Annotated in this window: 11 protein-coding genes and 1 riboswitch; of the genes, 5 read left to right on the top strand and 6 right to left on the bottom strand. The window is 56.9% G+C overall.

Annotated features, from left to right (window positions below):
* Positions 1-118: 118 nt before the first annotated feature.
* The 4 genes from gnd (at position 119) to gntK (ending at position 5048) form a co-directional block, all read left to right on the top strand.
* A complete protein-coding gene (gnd, locus tag GYN08_RS07165; RefSeq protein WP_166273498.1) occupies positions 119-1018 on the top strand; it encodes a phosphogluconate dehydrogenase (NAD(+)-dependent, decarboxylating) in 900 nt (299 codons plus the stop codon).
* 117 nt (positions 1019-1135) lie between these two features.
* Positions 1136-1807, top strand: coding sequence for a GntR family transcriptional regulator (locus tag GYN08_RS07160; protein ID WP_166273496.1), 672 nt, complete (start codon positions 1136-1138; stop codon positions 1805-1807).
* Positions 1808-2048: 241 nt separating this feature from the next.
* A complete protein-coding gene (locus tag GYN08_RS07155) occupies positions 2049-3410 on the top strand; it encodes a GntT/GntP/DsdX family permease (RefSeq protein ID WP_166273494.1) in 1362 nt (453 codons plus the stop codon).
* Positions 3411-3500: 90 nt separating this feature from the next.
* Entirely contained in the window at positions 3501-5048 is a 1548-nt protein-coding gene (gntK, locus tag GYN08_RS07150) for a gluconokinase (RefSeq protein WP_166273492.1), read from the top strand.
* Between the two features lie 188 nt (positions 5049-5236).
* On the opposite strand, the gene GYN08_RS07145 is transcribed toward gntK, so the two are convergent.
* Positions 5237-6307 carry an S-layer homology domain-containing protein gene (locus GYN08_RS07145; protein WP_166273490.1) on the bottom strand — a complete coding sequence of 357 codons (1071 nt, stop codon included), beginning with the start codon at positions 6305-6307 and terminating at the stop codon, positions 5237-5239.
* A 582-nt stretch (positions 6308-6889) separates the two neighbouring features.
* A riboswitch (SAM riboswitch) is annotated at positions 6890-7026 on the bottom strand.
* Between the two features lie 162 nt (positions 7027-7188).
* Here GYN08_RS07145 and GYN08_RS07140 point away from each other — a divergent pair.
* Positions 7189-7977 (top strand): carbon-nitrogen family hydrolase, encoded by a 789-nt coding sequence (locus GYN08_RS07140; RefSeq protein ID WP_166273488.1) that lies wholly within the window; start codon positions 7189-7191, stop codon positions 7975-7977.
* A 19-nt stretch (positions 7978-7996) separates the two neighbouring features.
* Here the strand turns inward: GYN08_RS07140 and GYN08_RS07135 are convergent, their stop codons facing one another.
* The 5 genes from GYN08_RS07135 to GYN08_RS07115 all read right to left on the bottom strand — a co-directional run bounded on the left by GYN08_RS07135 (position 7997) and on the right by GYN08_RS07115 (position 14519).
* Positions 7997-9094, bottom strand: a complete 1098-nt coding sequence (locus tag GYN08_RS07135) for a glycosyltransferase family 2 protein (protein WP_328802902.1) — start codon at positions 9092-9094, stop codon at positions 7997-7999.
* Between the two features lie 63 nt (positions 9095-9157).
* Positions 9158-10687 carry a phytoene desaturase family protein gene (locus tag GYN08_RS07130; protein ID WP_166273486.1) on the bottom strand — a complete coding sequence of 510 codons (1530 nt, stop codon included), beginning with the start codon at positions 10685-10687 and terminating at the stop codon, positions 9158-9160.
* A gap of 42 nt (positions 10688-10729) precedes the next feature.
* The gene (locus tag GYN08_RS07125; protein ID WP_166273484.1) at positions 10730-12127 is read right to left on the bottom strand and encodes an aldehyde dehydrogenase family protein; all 1398 of its coding nucleotides are present in this window, start codon (positions 12125-12127) and stop codon (positions 10730-10732) included.
* A complete protein-coding gene (locus GYN08_RS07120) occupies positions 12114-13622 on the bottom strand; it encodes a phytoene desaturase family protein (RefSeq protein ID WP_166273482.1) in 1509 nt (502 codons plus the stop codon). Before GYN08_RS07120 ends, GYN08_RS07125 begins: the two co-directional genes overlap by 14 nt.
* Positions 13623-13730: 108 nt before the next feature.
* Positions 13731-14519 carry an alpha/beta hydrolase gene (locus GYN08_RS07115; RefSeq protein WP_235945976.1) on the bottom strand — a complete coding sequence of 263 codons (789 nt, stop codon included), beginning with the start codon at positions 14517-14519 and terminating at the stop codon, positions 13731-13733.
* Between the last annotated feature and the right edge of the window lie 333 nt (positions 14520-14852).

The following is a 14852-nucleotide window of genomic DNA, read 5'->3' as shown; positions in this document are numbered from 1 at the left end:
TTACAAGAGCGGAGGAGGAGGCGTAAGATAAAAAAGAAAGTTGTATACAGGTATACTTGTTTAATTATCGACTGTGCCGTGTATGGAAATATAGGAAACCGCAGAAGGAGTGGACAGCATGAAAATTGGCATGATCGGCCTCGGCAAGATGGGCTATAATCTCGTATTGAATCTGTTGGAAAACGGGCATGAAGTCGTCGTGAACGACGTCAACCCGGAACCGGGACGCGAACTGGCGAAGAAGGGCGCGTCGGCCGCGGAATCGGTGGCGGATCTGGTCGGACAGCTCGAAAAACCGCGCGTCGTCTGGGTCATGGTGCCGGCCGGCCCGATCGTCGACGGGGTGCTGAACGGCCTGTCCGACCTGCTGGAAGAAGGCGATATGATCATCGACGGCGGCAACTCGCAGTATAAGGACTCGATCCGCCGTTCCGAGACGTTGGGCCGCAAAGGCATCTTCTTCTTCGACGCGGGCACGAGCGGCGGCATGTCGGGCGCGCAGAACGGCGGCTGCTTCATGATCGGCGGAGACAAGGAAGCGTTCAAGACGATCGAGCCCCTGTTCAAGGATCTCGCCGTAGAGAACGGCTATCTGTACACCGGGCCGAGCGGCAGCGGACACTACCTGAAGATGGTGCACAACGGCATCGAGTACGGCATGATGCAGGCGATCGGAGAAGGCTTCGAAGTGCTGGAGAAAAGCGCGTTCGATTACGACCACGAAGCGGTAGCCCGCGTCTGGTCCAACGGTTCGGTCATTCGCGGCTGGCTGATGGAACTGACGGAGAACGCCTTTTCCAAAGACCCGAATCTCGACGAGATCAAAGGCGTCATGCAGAGTTCGGGCGAAGGCAAATGGACGGTGCAGGAAGCGCTCGATCTCGAAGTGAGCACGCCGGTCATCGCGCTGTCGCTGCTGATGAGATACCGCTCGCTGGAGAACGACACGTTCCACGGCAAAGTCGTCGCGGCGCTGCGCAACGAATTCGGCGGACACGCGGTCGTGAAGGAAGACTGACCGCCTTCCCGTGCGGAACTTTCCCTTTAAGTATGATAAAATCAGGGGAAGTGCGTTTGCCGGGGAAGGGAATACCGCGTTCTTCGGCAGGGCAAATTCGGTAACGGGGGTTTGACCATGCAATATCCTTCCGCTTGGCTCCAGGGCGCTTCGCTCGGCGAGTCCATCGCCAGCCGGCTTCGGCTGCAGATTATCAACGAAGACATCAAGCCGGGCGAAGTCATCTCGGAAAACCGCGTCGCGGAAACGTTCGGCACCAGCCGCTCTCCCGTGCGCGAAGCGCTGAAAATGCTGGCCGGCGAAGGGCTGATTCGCCTGGAGCGAATGGGCGCGGTCGTCGTCGGGCTGAATCTCGAAGACGTGAAGGAGCTGTACGACGTGCGCTACCTGATCGAGAGTTTCGCCCAGCAGCGGTTGGCCGGCCGCGACAACGCGTCGCTCGCTTCGGCGCTCGAACAGGCGATCGACCGGATGAAGCTGGCCGCGAAGCACGGAGACTACGTGGAGTTCGCCTACCAGGACTTTTCGTTCCATGAGCGGATCGTGACGGAGGCTCGGCATACCCGCATTTTGCATCTATGGAACAGCATCCGCCCCATCGTCATGACCGTCATTTTGCTGACGACGGAAAAGGGATTCAAGCAGGGCGTCGACCGGATGAACTGGGTGGCGGACAAACACCGGATGGTGATCGAAGGGCTGCGTTCGGGCAGCGCCGACGAGATTCGGGAAGTCGTCAAAGCCTATTTCGACGATTCCGGCGAGACGCTGGATCGCAGCTTGCCTTGAAGAGCGGTCTCGGTTGACAGTGGCCCGGAAACCGGCTTCGGCCGGCTTCTTTCCGGCTAACTTGTCGACAAGTATACTAAGCAAAAAAGCAAGCGCATACTTAAGGGAAGGCATACGGAGACTTTTCGGTTCGCGAAGGGCCGGAGGTTAGGAGTCTTCGATCGGAGAAGATTTTGTAAGCGTTACGAAACGAAAAATTGCGGCTGCCCGCAAACGGGTGCCTATTTTGAAGGAGGATCTTATGGAAAGTTTGTTCGGACTCAGCCACAATGCCACGCTGCTCGTATGGACGGCGGTCGCGATCGTATTTCTCGTTCTTCTGATCGCCAAATACAAATGGAATCCGTTCGTCACGCTGCTGATGTCCGCGCTCATTCTCGGCCTGCTGGCCGGAATGGAAGCGCAGACACTGATCAAGTCGGTTACCGGCGGCCTCGGCGGCACGCTCGGAACGATCGCGATCGTCATCGGTCTCGGCACGATGCTGGGCAAAATGATGGCCGAGTCGGGCGGGGCCGAGCGCATCGCCAATACGCTGATCGACAAATTCGGCATCAAGCGCGTCCACTGGGCGATGGTGATCGTCGGCTTTATCGTCGGAATTCCGGTCTTCTTCGAAGTCGGCGTCATCCTGCTGATTCCGATTATTTTCCTGGTCGCGCGCAAAACGGGAATGTCGCTGCTGCATATCGGCATCCCGATTCTGGCGGGCCTTTCGACCGTGCACGGCCTCGTGCCGCCGCATCCGGCGCCGATGATCGCCATCGAGGCGTTCGGCGCCAATCTGGGCACGACCATTCTGTATGCTTTGATCGTCGGGATTCCGACGGCGATTATTGCGGGTCCGGTGTTCGGCAAGTTTATCGGCAAACGCATTCTCGTTGCGCCGCCGTCCGAGCTGGCCGACCAGTTCTCGGCCAAGAGTTCGGACAACCTGCCGGGCTTCGGCATCACGCTGTTCACGATTCTGCTGCCGGTGCTGCTGATGCTGCTCGGCTCGATTGCCGGCATCGCCGATCCGGCGGGCACAAGCGGATTTACGCACTTCGCGGAATTCGTCGGCCATGAAGTCATCGCCCTGCTGATCTCGGCCGTCTTCTCGTTCTTCTCGCTGGGCTTCGCCCGCGGGTTCACGAAAGCGGACATCTCGAAATTCACGTCCGACTGCCTGGCGCCGACCGCTTCGATCATCCTGATTATCGGCGGCGGGGGCGCGTTCAAGCAGGTGCTGATCGACAGCGGCGTAGGCGACGCGATCGCCGCGCTGGCAAACCAGTCGCATATCAACGTCATTCTGTTCGCCTGGCTCGTGGCCGCGCTGATCCGCGTCGCGACCGGTTCGGCTACCGTCGCCATGACGACGGCTGCCGGCATCGTCGCTCCGGTGCTGGCCGTGTCGACCGGCGTCAACATCGAATTGGTCGTGCTGGCGACGGGAGCGGGTTCGCTCGTGCTGTCGCACGTCAACGACGCCGGCTTCTGGATGATCAAGGAATTCTTCGGCATGACCGTCGTCCAGACGCTCAAGTCGTGGACGGCGATGGAGACCATCTTGTCGGTGGTCGGATTAATCTTTATTCTTATCTTGAGCGTTTTCGTTTAATAGAGAAGAGAAGCACGGAAAATAAGCAGGCAAAAGCGGGCCGGAACCTCCGGCCTGCTTTGCCGCATTCGGAAGGAAGGATCTCGACTTATGAACGATAAACTGATGATTGGCGTCGATATCGGCACCACAAGCACCAAGGCGGTGGTGTTCAAGGAAAACGGGGAAGTGGTCTCGCAGGCCAATATCGGCTATCCGCTGCATACGCCGTCTCCGTCGGTGGCCGAGCAGGACCCCGACGAAATCTACCGCGCTGCCGTCCGGGCAATCGCGGGAGCCGTACGCGAAGCGAATGCGGAGCCGGAACACATTCTGCTTCTTTCTTTCAGCTCGGCGATGCACAGCGTGATCGGCGTCGACGTGGAAGGGGCCCCGGTAACGCCGTGCATCACCTGGGCGGACAACCGCAGCGCGTCCTGGACGAAAAAGCTGAAGCGGGAAATGAACGGACACGAAATCTACCTGCGTACGGGAACGCCGATCCACCCCATGTCGCCGCTGTCCAAGCTGCTGTGGCTGCGGCACGACGAACCGGAGCTGTTCGAACGGTCGGCCAAATTCGTCTCGATCAAGGAATACGTCTTTTTCCGCTTGTTCGGCAAATACGTGATCGACCATTCGGTCGCTTCCGCGACGGGCATGTTCAATCTCGAAAAGCTCGATTGGGACGAAGAAGCGCTTGAAGCCGCCGGCGTGACGCCCGAACGTCTGTCCATGCCCGTGCCGACGACGCACATCGTCAAAGGGCTTGAGCCGATGTTGGCGGAAGAGCTCGGGCTGTCTCCGGATACGCCTTTCATTGTGGGAGCGAGCGACGGCGTGCTGTCGAACCTCGGAGTCGGGGCAATCCGTCCGGGCGTCGTCGCGGCGACGATCGGAACGAGCGGAGCGATCCGCACCGTCGTCGACCGTCCGGTCACCGATCCGAAAGGACGCTTTTTCTGCTACGCGCTGGCGCCGGGGCTTTGGGTAATCGGAGGACCGGTCAACAACGGCGGCATGCTGTTCCGCTGGGTACGCGACGAGTTTGCGGCTTCGGAGGTCGAAACGGCCAAGCGGCTCGGCATCGATCCGTACGACGTTCTGACCCGGATCGCCGAGCAGGTGCGACCGGGCTCGGAAGGACTGCTGTTCCATCCGTACCTGACCGGCGAGCGCGCGCCGCTGTGGAACCCGGATGCGCGGGGATCGTTTTTCGGCCTGACGATGAACCACCGCAAAGAGCATATGATCCGCTCCGTGCTGGAAGGCGTCATTTTCAATCTCTATACGGTGATGCTGGCCATGGAAGAGCAGATCGGGCGGCCGCAGAAAATTCACGCGACCGGAGGATTTGCCCGCTCGCCGCTGTGGCGGCAGATGATGGCGGACATTTTCGACCAGGAAGTCGTCGTGCCGGAGAGCTTCGAGAGCTCCTGCCTGGGCGCCGCCGTGCTCGGTTTGTACGCGCTCGGCCGCGTCCCGTCGTTAGACGTGGTGGAAGACATGATCGGCGGCACGCATCGGCACGAGCCGATGGAAGACAACGCGAAAATCTACAAGCATCTGCTGCCGATCTTCATTTCCGTGGCGCGCAGCCTGGAGAACGAATACGAGTCCATCGCCCGCTTCCAGCGGGAGATGGCGGGAGAGATCTGAGCGCCGAAGCATCGTTTTTTCCGCGGTATCGAGATACGAATACCGGAAAACGCGGAGCATGATGCGCATGTCAAAAGCCGCGTGGCCGTCGACGATCGTCGATCGGGCACGCGGCTTTTTGGCACGCTGCGGGAGCGGGGACATGAAGAGGAAGCAGGCGCGGCCTGGCGGGCTCCTACCGGGGCCGCTTAACGGGCGCCGCTCGGCGTATGGTCGATCGACGCGGCCATTACGTCGCCGTAGGCCCAATACGACGGAGGGACGTCGCTCCACGTCATCGGCAGCCCGGCATCGGCCGGCCGGCCGATCAGCCGGTTGATCAGCGCCGCGATCTCGGCGCGCGTTACCGCCCGGTCCGGCCGGAAGCTGCCGTCCGGATAACCGCTCAGCGCGCCGTGCGCCGCGGCGGCCGCGATAGCGCCGGACGCCCAATGCCCGTCCGTGTCCTTGTACGCCGTGCCGGAGCCGCCGCTTTCCGCGCTCCAGCCGAACACATTGGCGAGGATGCGCGCCAATTCCGCGCGGCTGACTTCCCGATTCGGTTCGAACCGGTCGGCGCCCGTGCCCTGCATCCAGCCGTTCGCGGTGACGAACGCGACGCTGGCCGCCGACCATTTGCCCGGCTCGACGTCGCGGAACTTCATATCGGCCGCCGCGTATTCTTGGCCCATCGACCGCTGCAGGATCGCGGCCAGCTCGACGCGGGTCACGTTCTGCTCGGGACGGAACAGGCCGTCCGTGTAGCCGCTCATGTAGGCGGGATACTTATGCGCCGCCGGGGTCATCGCGAAAGCGTAGTCGGCGCCGGCCCCGCCGACGCGAAGAACGCCGCCTGCCGCGCCGGCGGCGTTCTGGTTTCGGCTATCGAAAGTCAGATAGCCGGCTTTCTCGCCGACAACGTAATAGTCGGCTTCCGCCGGAACCGTTCGCTCGTACCGGCCGGCTCCGCCGCCCTCCCGCGGGAGCGGCCCAGCGAAGACGGAACGGCCGGGGACGCGGCCTGCGGACCGGTTGCCGGCGGTATCGGCCCAATACAGGGTGAGAGTCACCCCGTCCAGCGGCTGCCGGGTCACCGCGTCGGTCACGCTGACGCGCAGCGCGGCCGCGTCGGCGGCCGGCATTCCGCTCCCGGCCGCTTCGGGGAAGGCGGCCGGCGAAGCGGAAGCGTAAGACGGCGCCGGGAACAATAGGCCGGCGCCCAACAGCAGGGCGGCAAGAGACGGACCGACGCGCTTGGGCGTCAGGGGTTTGGACTTCATGGCAATCGCCTCCGTAATCGGGATAAAGTCTTAAACCGAGCGGCAGAAAACGGCTTGACGGACCGATGACGCTGTGCGAGCATTCGGGGGGCGGGCGGCTGTGAAGAAGCGGTGTATACGTATTACATAAACCTGCACCGTACAGCCTGACCCGCGAGCCGCAGCTTGTAAGGAAAAAATGTTAAAGGATGGGTTTTGAGGAAGCGGAAAAGAGCCTTTCCGCAGGCGAGCCGGGAAAGCTCGTTTGCGAAAAGGCTCCCGTTCCGAAAGCGCCGACGGTCCGGATGATTGCATTTGAGGATGGAATCACGCGTCTGATGCAGCCGGGATCGGAGCGAAACGCGAACCGATCCGGTGCCTGTCGGCGAGAAGACAAGAGCGGCGTTGGGACGGCCGGGCGCGGGAAGCGTTCCGGCGGGCGAAGGCCGGCGGCGTGGGCCGAGGGCTTCGCGTATAAGAACCGGCGGAAGCCGGGCTTACGCGGTAAGTGAAAGAGCGGGAGCAGGCGGCGAAGAGGCGGGAAAGGCGAGACGTCAAAAAGCCTCTTCCCGATAAGAAGAGGCTCGAATAGGCGAAGGTCTCTTCTTATCTCTCCGTGTATTCGGCCGGCCGCGCAGCGGACGGAACGAACATACGAGCAAGAATTAGCACCGTGCCCCGTAAAGGGGTCGGTTGCCGGGCTTCATCGGGCTGGTCCCTCCGCCTGCTCTTGATAAGATGTTCAATTCATCATCTATAAAAGGTGCATATGTTTGAATTATGGCATGCCGTATCGGGACTGTCAACGGTGGCAGCGTTTGCAATTGCCATCTTCTATCGTATAGGCTTAAGAGAAACCCGCAGCCGCATAAAAAGCACGGTTGAGGAATGGAGGCATTGCGATGGCGAAATGGAAAATCACCTGCATTCAGTACGATATCGCATTCGGCGATCCGGAAAAGAACTACGAGGCGATCGAAGCCCGAATCGAGCGGGCCATGGAAGACAAGCCGAATATTCTCGTTCTGCCCGAGCTGTGGACGACAGGGTACGACCTGACACGATTGGGCGAAATCGCCGAAGACCAAGCGTCGCGCACCAAAAGTTTCCTCTCGGAAATGGCCCGCAAACACGGCGTCCATCTGGTGGGCGGATCGACCGCGAAGAGCACTCCTCAAGGCGTGTTCAACACGATGCTGGTGTACGACCGCGAAGGGCGCTTGTGTTCGGAGTACGATAAGGCGCACTTGTTCCAATTGATGGACGAACATCTGCATCTGAATACGGGAACCGAAAAAGGATTGTTCGAACTGGATCATGTCCGAAGCGCGGGTGTCGTCTGCTACGATATCCGTTTTCCCGAATGGATCCGCGCGCATATGTCCGACGGCGCGGAAGTGCTGTTCGTCGTGGCCGAATGGCCGATCGAAAGGCTGGATCACTGGCGCGCCCTGCTGATGGCCCGGGCGATCGAAAATCAATGTTGGGTCGTCGCCTGCAACCGGATCGGCAGCGATCCGGATCATGACTTCGCCGGGCATTCGACGATTATAGATCCGTGGGGAGAAGTGATCGCCGAAGCGAACGAGACGGACGAGTTTTTGACCGCGGAGATCGACACTTTGGCCGTTCAGGAAACGAGGGGCCATATTCCGGTCTTCAGCGACCGAAGACCGGAGCTTTACCGGTAGGCGGTAGGCCCAAGAACGTTCAGACTTTGATTTTGCGGCCTTTCCAATTCACGGAATGGAAAACGTTCACCCGGATGAACGAATACAAATAGATGCCTGCGAAAAACAAAAAGAAGATCGGATAAAAAAGGAAAACCGCTTTTTTGAAATTACCCACCCGGCCGGCAAACCATGCGGTCTGAACGGCGTACAGCGCATACAATGCCCCGCTGAACAGGATGGAGGCCGGATTCCAGGCGATAAGGGAAGAGATCAGGGCCGATGCGGCGATGAAGCTGCCGGAAATCCAGAAGATGACCATGAGCATGACGATGGGATGAGTGGATTTGGAGCCGACGGCGAAGCTTTTGCACCAACCCTCGATCAGGCTTCCTACGCCTTCCGGGTACATGCGCAAAGAGATAAGGCCTTTGCCGCCGAGGCAGCGAACAGGAAGATCCTGTTCGAGAAAGACTTCTCCCAGCGCCAGATCGTCCATGATGGCGCCCTCGATTTTTTTGTGGCCTCCCGACAGGAAGTAATCGTCCCGATTGCATAAAATGCACGGGCCGAACGAACCGGCCGTTTTGAACCGCGAGCCCCAAACGGTGAAAAGGTTCATTCCGACCACGACGATAATATTAAAGACGACGGAGATGTATTCGTACAGGCGCTCGACGGTGTGAAACGGCTGCAGCGCCGTAATGCCCCGGGCGCCCTTTTCCTGATAAAAATGCAGCAGCCGGCTTAACCCGTCCGCGCTTTCGAACTTTGTATCGGCGTCCAAAAACAATAACCAGCTTCCTTTGGCCTGCTGAGCGCCGTACCAGCAGGCCGACGATTTGCCCGCCCCTTCATTCCGCAGCACCTTTGCGCCGAAGCTTTCCGCGACGGCCGCTGTCCCGTCCGACGAATCGTCGTCGATCACCAGAATTTCGAAGGACTTGAACCGCTGCTCCCGCAGCGACCGCAGCAGGGGGAGGATTCGGCTTTCTTCGTTTCTGGCCGGAATAATGACGGACAGAAACGGAAGGCCGGTCGCAGAGCCGGAGGAGGAAGCCGGGACCGGCAGCGACCGGAACACGAGAACACCGGCTATCACGGCCGCAAGTCCGACCGCCAGCTTAATGATATCCACAGTCGTTATAACATCCGCCACCTTTCCTATCTTACGGTTTTTATCTCGCTTTCCTTATCTCGCCTATTTCACCGAATAATCGAACAGCTCGCCCGTATCGTCCTGGATCAATTCCTGGGCGGCAATCTTGGCCGACAGAAGCACGATCGGGACGCCGGCGCCGGGATGCGTGCTGCTTCCGGTAAAGTACAAATTTTCGCAGTGGCTCGCTTTGCTTTGCGGACGATAATGGTTGCTTTGTTTCAGAATGGGCTGCAAACCGAATGTGGCGCCGTTATACGCATTGAATTTCGAACGGAAATCGAGCGGCGTCGTATGCGTCTCGGTCACGATCTCGTTCTCGACGTTTTCGAAGCCGCGAATCTTTTTCAACTCATTCAGGATGTAACCGCGATAATAAGCAACCGTCTCTTCGTTCCATTCGTAATCGGATTCGGCCGCATTGGAGACGGGCATCAGGATATACAAGCCGTCTTTTCCTTCCGGCGCCAGAGACGGGTCCGCTTTCGAAGCGATGTACACGTAGAAAGAAGCGTTCGTCAGCTTTTTGCCGTCGAAAATATCTTTCAGATTCTGGTCCAAGTTTTCGTTGAAAATAAAATTATGCACATGCTCCGTTTCTTCGTACTTCCGGTCCATGCCGAGGTACAGCAGGAAGCAGGAGCAGGAATACTTCATGCTGTCGACCTTTTCGTCGGTATACTTTCCTTTGGCAGGCTTGTCTTGGACCAGGTGCTTGATCGCGTACGGGAAGTCCGCATTGCAAACGACGTAATCCGAAGAAATTTTTTGCCCGTCCACGATAATCCCGTCCGCTTTTCCGTTTTGAATGGAGATCTCCTCTACGTTCTTGCCGTAATGAACGATTCCTCCAAGCTCATTGAACAGCCTTTCCATCGACAGGGCCATCGTATACATGCCGCCCTTGATAAACCATACTCCGTACAGGAATTGAAGCATGGGAATCATCGTATAAAAAGAAGGGCTGGTCAGAGGGGAGATGCCGATGTACAGCGTTTGAAAACTGATCATTTGCCTCAGCCTTTTGTTCTTGATATACCGGCCGACGAACTGATCCGCGGTGTCGTAAGGCTTCAGCTTCACCGCTTTTTTCAGCATCGGAAGATTATAAAAGTCGGACCTTTTGCGGAAAGGCCTCGGAAGAATGTAATGCTTGGCAATGACGAATTTTTGGTAAATTTCATTCATATACCGAAAAAAGCCCGCCGTGTCTTCTTCGCTGATCGCTTCGATCGTTCGGGTCAGCTTGGTCATGTCGGAAGAGATGTCGAAAGGCTGGTCGGGAATATCGCTGAAGTAAGCCCGGTAGATCGGGTCCAGCTTTTCCATCGGAATGTAATCGTCCGGATCGCGGCCGCACAGTTCGAAGACTTCCCGGTAGATTTCCGGCAGCATCACGATGCTCGGCCCCAGATCGAACCGGTATCCCCCTTCCAGTTCGATGCGGTTCATTTTCCCTCCGGGCGTTAGTCCTTTTTCGTAGATCTCCGCCTGATAACCCGCATGCTGCAGCCTTATGGCGGCGGCAAGCCCTGCTACACCTCCTCCGATGACGATCACCTTTTTACTCATGTAAACCCTCATTTCCGTCTCGTATTTGCTTCGTTTCTTCGATTAGAGCAGCCACTTTCGCAGCTTTTTCAACGCGTTCAGGTTCTGATCGGAATACGGCGGAAATTTCCCCGGAAAACGCAGGTAATGATAGGTTCGGACATTCGTTTTTTCATAACTGAAAGCCAGAAAGCCGGCTTTGCCGTGATAAGCGCCGTATCCGCTTTGTCCGACCCCGCCGAAGGCGATATGGGGACTCGCGGCATGATGGATCACTTGATTGACGCTGATGGTGGAGGAGCGCATATAGTCGTTGAACCGCTGAATTCGATGTTTGTTTGTGCTGAAGATGTATCCGGTCAGCGCATCGCGCTGAAGGCTGTCGCCGGACAATAAAGTTTCCAGATCCGTATAGGGAATGACCGGAAGAACCGGACCGAAGATTTCTTCCCGCAAAACGGGACTTCCCGGTTCGATATCCGTTAACACGGTCGGAGCGATAAAGCGTTCGGAGGAATCATGCTCGCCGCCGAGGCGGACCGTGCCCTGCCCGATAAATTCAACGACCTTTTCAAAATGGGCGTCGGTACAGATCCTGCCGTAATCCCCGCTTGCCTGCGGCTGCTCTCCGTAAAAAGCGGAAAGCGCGGCGGAAATTTCGTTCAGCGTCTGCTCGTAAACGGAGCGATGGACGAACAGGGTATCCGGCGCGATGCAGGTTTGGCCCGCATTCAGGAACTTCCCCCAGACGATGTCTTTGACGGCGGCTGCCGAAAAGCCCGTTTCGTCCAGGATGCACGGGTTTTTCCCGCCGAGTTCCAGGATCACCGGCGTAAGCTGCTTGGCGGCCTGATCGGCCACCAGCTTGCCGGTTTGTCCGCTGCCCGTGAAAAAAATCAAGTCGAAAGGGGCCGAAGTCAGCAGGGCCGCGGTCTGTCCGTCTCCCGTCACCACATGCAGCTGTTCGGGAGGGAAATTTTGATTGATGATCTCTTCCAGCAGTTCGGCCGATGCCGGCGCGTATTCGGACGGTTTGATCACGCAGGAGTTCCCGCCGGCGATCGCTCCGATCACCGGCATCAGCGTAAGCTGGACCGGATAATTCCACGAACCGATGATCAGGGCGCTGCCGTACGGATGCCTCTTTTTTCGGAGTCTTTCTATGCAGCCCAATTTAAGATGCAGCGATCCCCCAGGCCGGTTCCATTTGGATAGATGCTTGCATACATAATCGATCTCGTTCAACAGAACGGCAATCTCGGACGAAAAAGATTCGAAAGCCGGTTTGCCCAAATCGGAATAAAGGGCATCGGTCAATTCTTTTTCGCGCTCCGAAAGAATGGTTTTCAGCTTTAAAAGCTGCCCTTTACGCATCTCGCTCGAAGGGCTGCCTTTGGACAACAGTTCTGCCCGCTGCCTTTCCGGTAAGGCTGTCAAAAAATCCGTTTTATCGTCCGGCATGGGAAAAATCCCTTTGAACGATTTTCTTGCTGACAAGCTGGCCGCTTAACGTGACCATAGGCATTCCGCCTCCCGGATTTACGGTTCCGCCCACGAAGTATAAGTTGTTATAGCGTTCACTTTGTTTGGGATGCTTGAAGCCTTTATTTTTTTTGCGGTCCGACAAGGTTCCGTAAATCGCGCCCCGGTCGGAGCCGTACATTTTTTTGATATCTTCCGGCGTCCATACGTCTTTGGTTACGATATTGGCCCGCAGATCGTGCAGGCCCATTCGCTCCAACTTGATCAGGGTCCGCTCGGCGAATTGTTCGTATTCCTCCCGGGTAATGGGGTGCTGATCCTGAATATAAGGGATATGGGGCAGCACTTTGATGTTTTCGTGTCCTTCCGGCGCCTGCGACGGATCCGTCTTATTGACGTTGACCAAATAAATGACCGGATCGTCCGGCAGTTTATGCTGATGGAAGATGGACTGCATCTGCTGCTTCATGTTTTCCGCGAAAAAGAAATTATGGTGGCGAAGCTGCGGATAGCTTTTTTTCACGCCCAAATGCATCACGAGACCGGAGCTGGCCGGTTCGAATTTTTTCTTCAATTTGCCTACGAAATCGCTGTCTTCTTCCAGAAGCCGTTCGTAAACCGGGATGACTTCCATATTGGAAACGTAATAATCCGCGGTCAGCCTTGTTCCGTCTTCCAGAAGAGCGCCCGTAATTTCGCCGTTCTTTTTTTCGAGCTTGGCGACCGGTTTGCCGAGGTGGAAATCGACTCCGACTTCCTCGGCCAGCTTCACCAATCCGCCCGCCAGCTTATTCAAACCGCCGGGCACGTACCAGACTCCCTGTTCATGCTGCATGTAGATCATCATGTTCAGCACGGCCGGCGCGTCGTAAGGAGACGAACCCACGTACTTGATGAAGTAGGACAGCATATCGCTGAACTGTTTGTTGCTGATCCGTTTGTCGATCGCCCGGCGAACGGTGGAGAACAAATCGAATTTTTTCAAGGCAGCGAACAGGGTCGTATGTTTCATGATTTCTTTCGTCGAGTCCACGCCGTGCGTAAAATACGTTTTATCCGTCATCTCGTAAAGCATCTTCGAATAATCGAGCAGTTCCCGATATTCGCGCATGTCTTTTTCGCTTAGGGAGTTGTTCTTCTCCTGCATTTCCCGCAAATCTTCGTATAAGTCGATGACGTTGCCGTCGGGGAAAAAGGAACGCCATTGATGATCAAGCTTTTCGATCCGAACGTAATCCTTCATCGATTTGCCGCTGGCCGCGAACAAATCTTCGAACACTCGGGGCATCGTCAGAATGGACGGACCCAAATCGAAGCCGAAACCGTCCTGGTCCAGCCGGTTCAGCTTTCCTCCGATATGATTGTTTTTTTCGTATAACGAGACATCGTACCCCGCCTGAGCCAGCGAAATCGCGGCCGACAACCCTCCGAGTCCGCCTCCGATAACCAGTACGCTTTTGTTTGTGTTTTCCACTTGTCGGATTTCTCCTTCCCATGAATCGAAAATGGTGTTCGTTCCTGCGCCAACCCGGCATGCGCTTTACGTTATTGTACCTGCCGGGGAACGCTTGATCAGAAGTGCTTAATTCGCGGGAAATTCGGCCGCCTCCCTGATTTTGCGCGCGACCGTTTCCCAGGCTTCCTCCGCTTTTTCTTTCGGACCCAGATGGGTAAAAGCGTGTTTGCAGTCTTCGAACAGGATTTCCTGAACGTCTACCCCGGCTTCTCTTAATTTCTTCGCGTAACGTTCGGCTTCCGGCCTGAACGCGTCATGTTCCGCGATCACGATAAGAGCGGGCGCCAATCGGTCGCTGACCGTCGCGTAAACGGGAGAAGCGAGAGGGTTCTCCGCTTGGCCTTTTTTCGGCACGTAACACATGTTCAAAAGATGGGCGGCTTGAGGATACCGGGCACGCAGCATGTCCGGTTCCGGTTTGTTCGAGTGCGGGGTGGCAAAATCCAGCATCGGACAGTTCAGCACTTGAAGCCGGGGTTGAGCCTCCCCTTTTTCTTCCAGATAAAGACAAAGAGCGGCAGCCAGATTCGCGCCGGAGCTTTGCCCGCCGATCATGATCCGTTCCGAATCGAAATTCAAGTCGTCCGCATTTTTCTTGATCCACCGAAAAATTTCATACAGCTGTTCGATCGGCTTCGGAAAAGGATACTCCGGCGCTTTGGCGTATTCGACGTTCGCCACGACGCATTCCGTCCGGTTGGCCAGGTAGCGGCAGTACGGATCGTCCATCTCTTTTTCGTGCATGATGAACGCTCCGCCGTGGAAATTGATGTACACCGGGAGTTTTTTGCGCGCGGCTTCCAAAGGATAGTACAGGGCGATATCCGCGGTTTTCACGGATGTCTCGACTTTCATCTCTTTTTTCTCTCCGACCGGCTCGAAGGGGAGCAGGGGCGTCTTTTTGGCCTGATTGGGCAGGAGACGAAGGAGCCTTGCCGCCATAAGGGTGAACAATAGGATAACCTCGCTTTTTTTAACCGTTTCGCTTGAAGACAGCCTATGTATGCTTCCGCAACACTTATAGTTACCCGAAAAAGAAAGCGGCGGATGCAAAACTTGGTCACTTCCGCAAAAAAAGGTTTATTCTGCTGTCGGATACGGGCCGGTTCGTTCCGAAAAGATTCGTTCAGCAGTCCTTCATCCTAATAAAGACGCCCGACTTTGATTGAGAAAAGTCGAGCGTCTTTG

The organism is Saccharibacillus alkalitolerans, assembly GCF_011090185.1.
In the GTDB taxonomy this organism is placed as follows: domain Bacteria; phylum Bacillota; class Bacilli; order Paenibacillales; family Paenibacillaceae; genus Saccharibacillus; species Saccharibacillus alkalitolerans.
The sequence above is the reverse complement of the archived record's forward strand: the minus strand, read 5'-3'. Positions and strand labels throughout refer to the sequence as shown.

Coding starts and splice junctions, on each gene's coding strand:
- gnd (WP_166273498.1), top strand. CDS start 119: ATGAAAATTGGCATGATCGGCCTCGGCAAGATGGGCTATAATCTCGTA.
- GYN08_RS07160 (WP_166273496.1), top strand. CDS start 1,136: ATGCAATATCCTTCCGCTTGGCTCCAGGGCGCTTCGCTCGGCGAGTCC.
- GYN08_RS07155 (WP_166273494.1), top strand. CDS start 2,049: ATGGAAAGTTTGTTCGGACTCAGCCACAATGCCACGCTGCTCGTATGG.
- gntK (WP_166273492.1), top strand. CDS start 3,501: ATGAACGATAAACTGATGATTGGCGTCGATATCGGCACCACAAGCACC.
- GYN08_RS07145 (WP_166273490.1), bottom strand. CDS start 6,307: ATGAAGTCCAAACCCCTGACGCCCAAGCGCGTCGGTCCGTCTCTTGCC.
- GYN08_RS07140 (WP_166273488.1), top strand. CDS start 7,189: ATGGCGAAATGGAAAATCACCTGCATTCAGTACGATATCGCATTCGGC.
- GYN08_RS07130 (WP_166273486.1), bottom strand. CDS start 10,687: ATGAGTAAAAAGGTGATCGTCATCGGAGGAGGTGTAGCAGGGCTTGCC.
- GYN08_RS07125 (WP_166273484.1), bottom strand. CDS start 12,127: ATGCCGGACGATAAAACGGATTTTTTGACAGCCTTACCGGAAAGGCAG.
- GYN08_RS07115 (WP_235945976.1), bottom strand. CDS start 14,519: ATGAAAGTCGAGACATCCGTGAAAACCGCGGATATCGCCCTGTACTAT.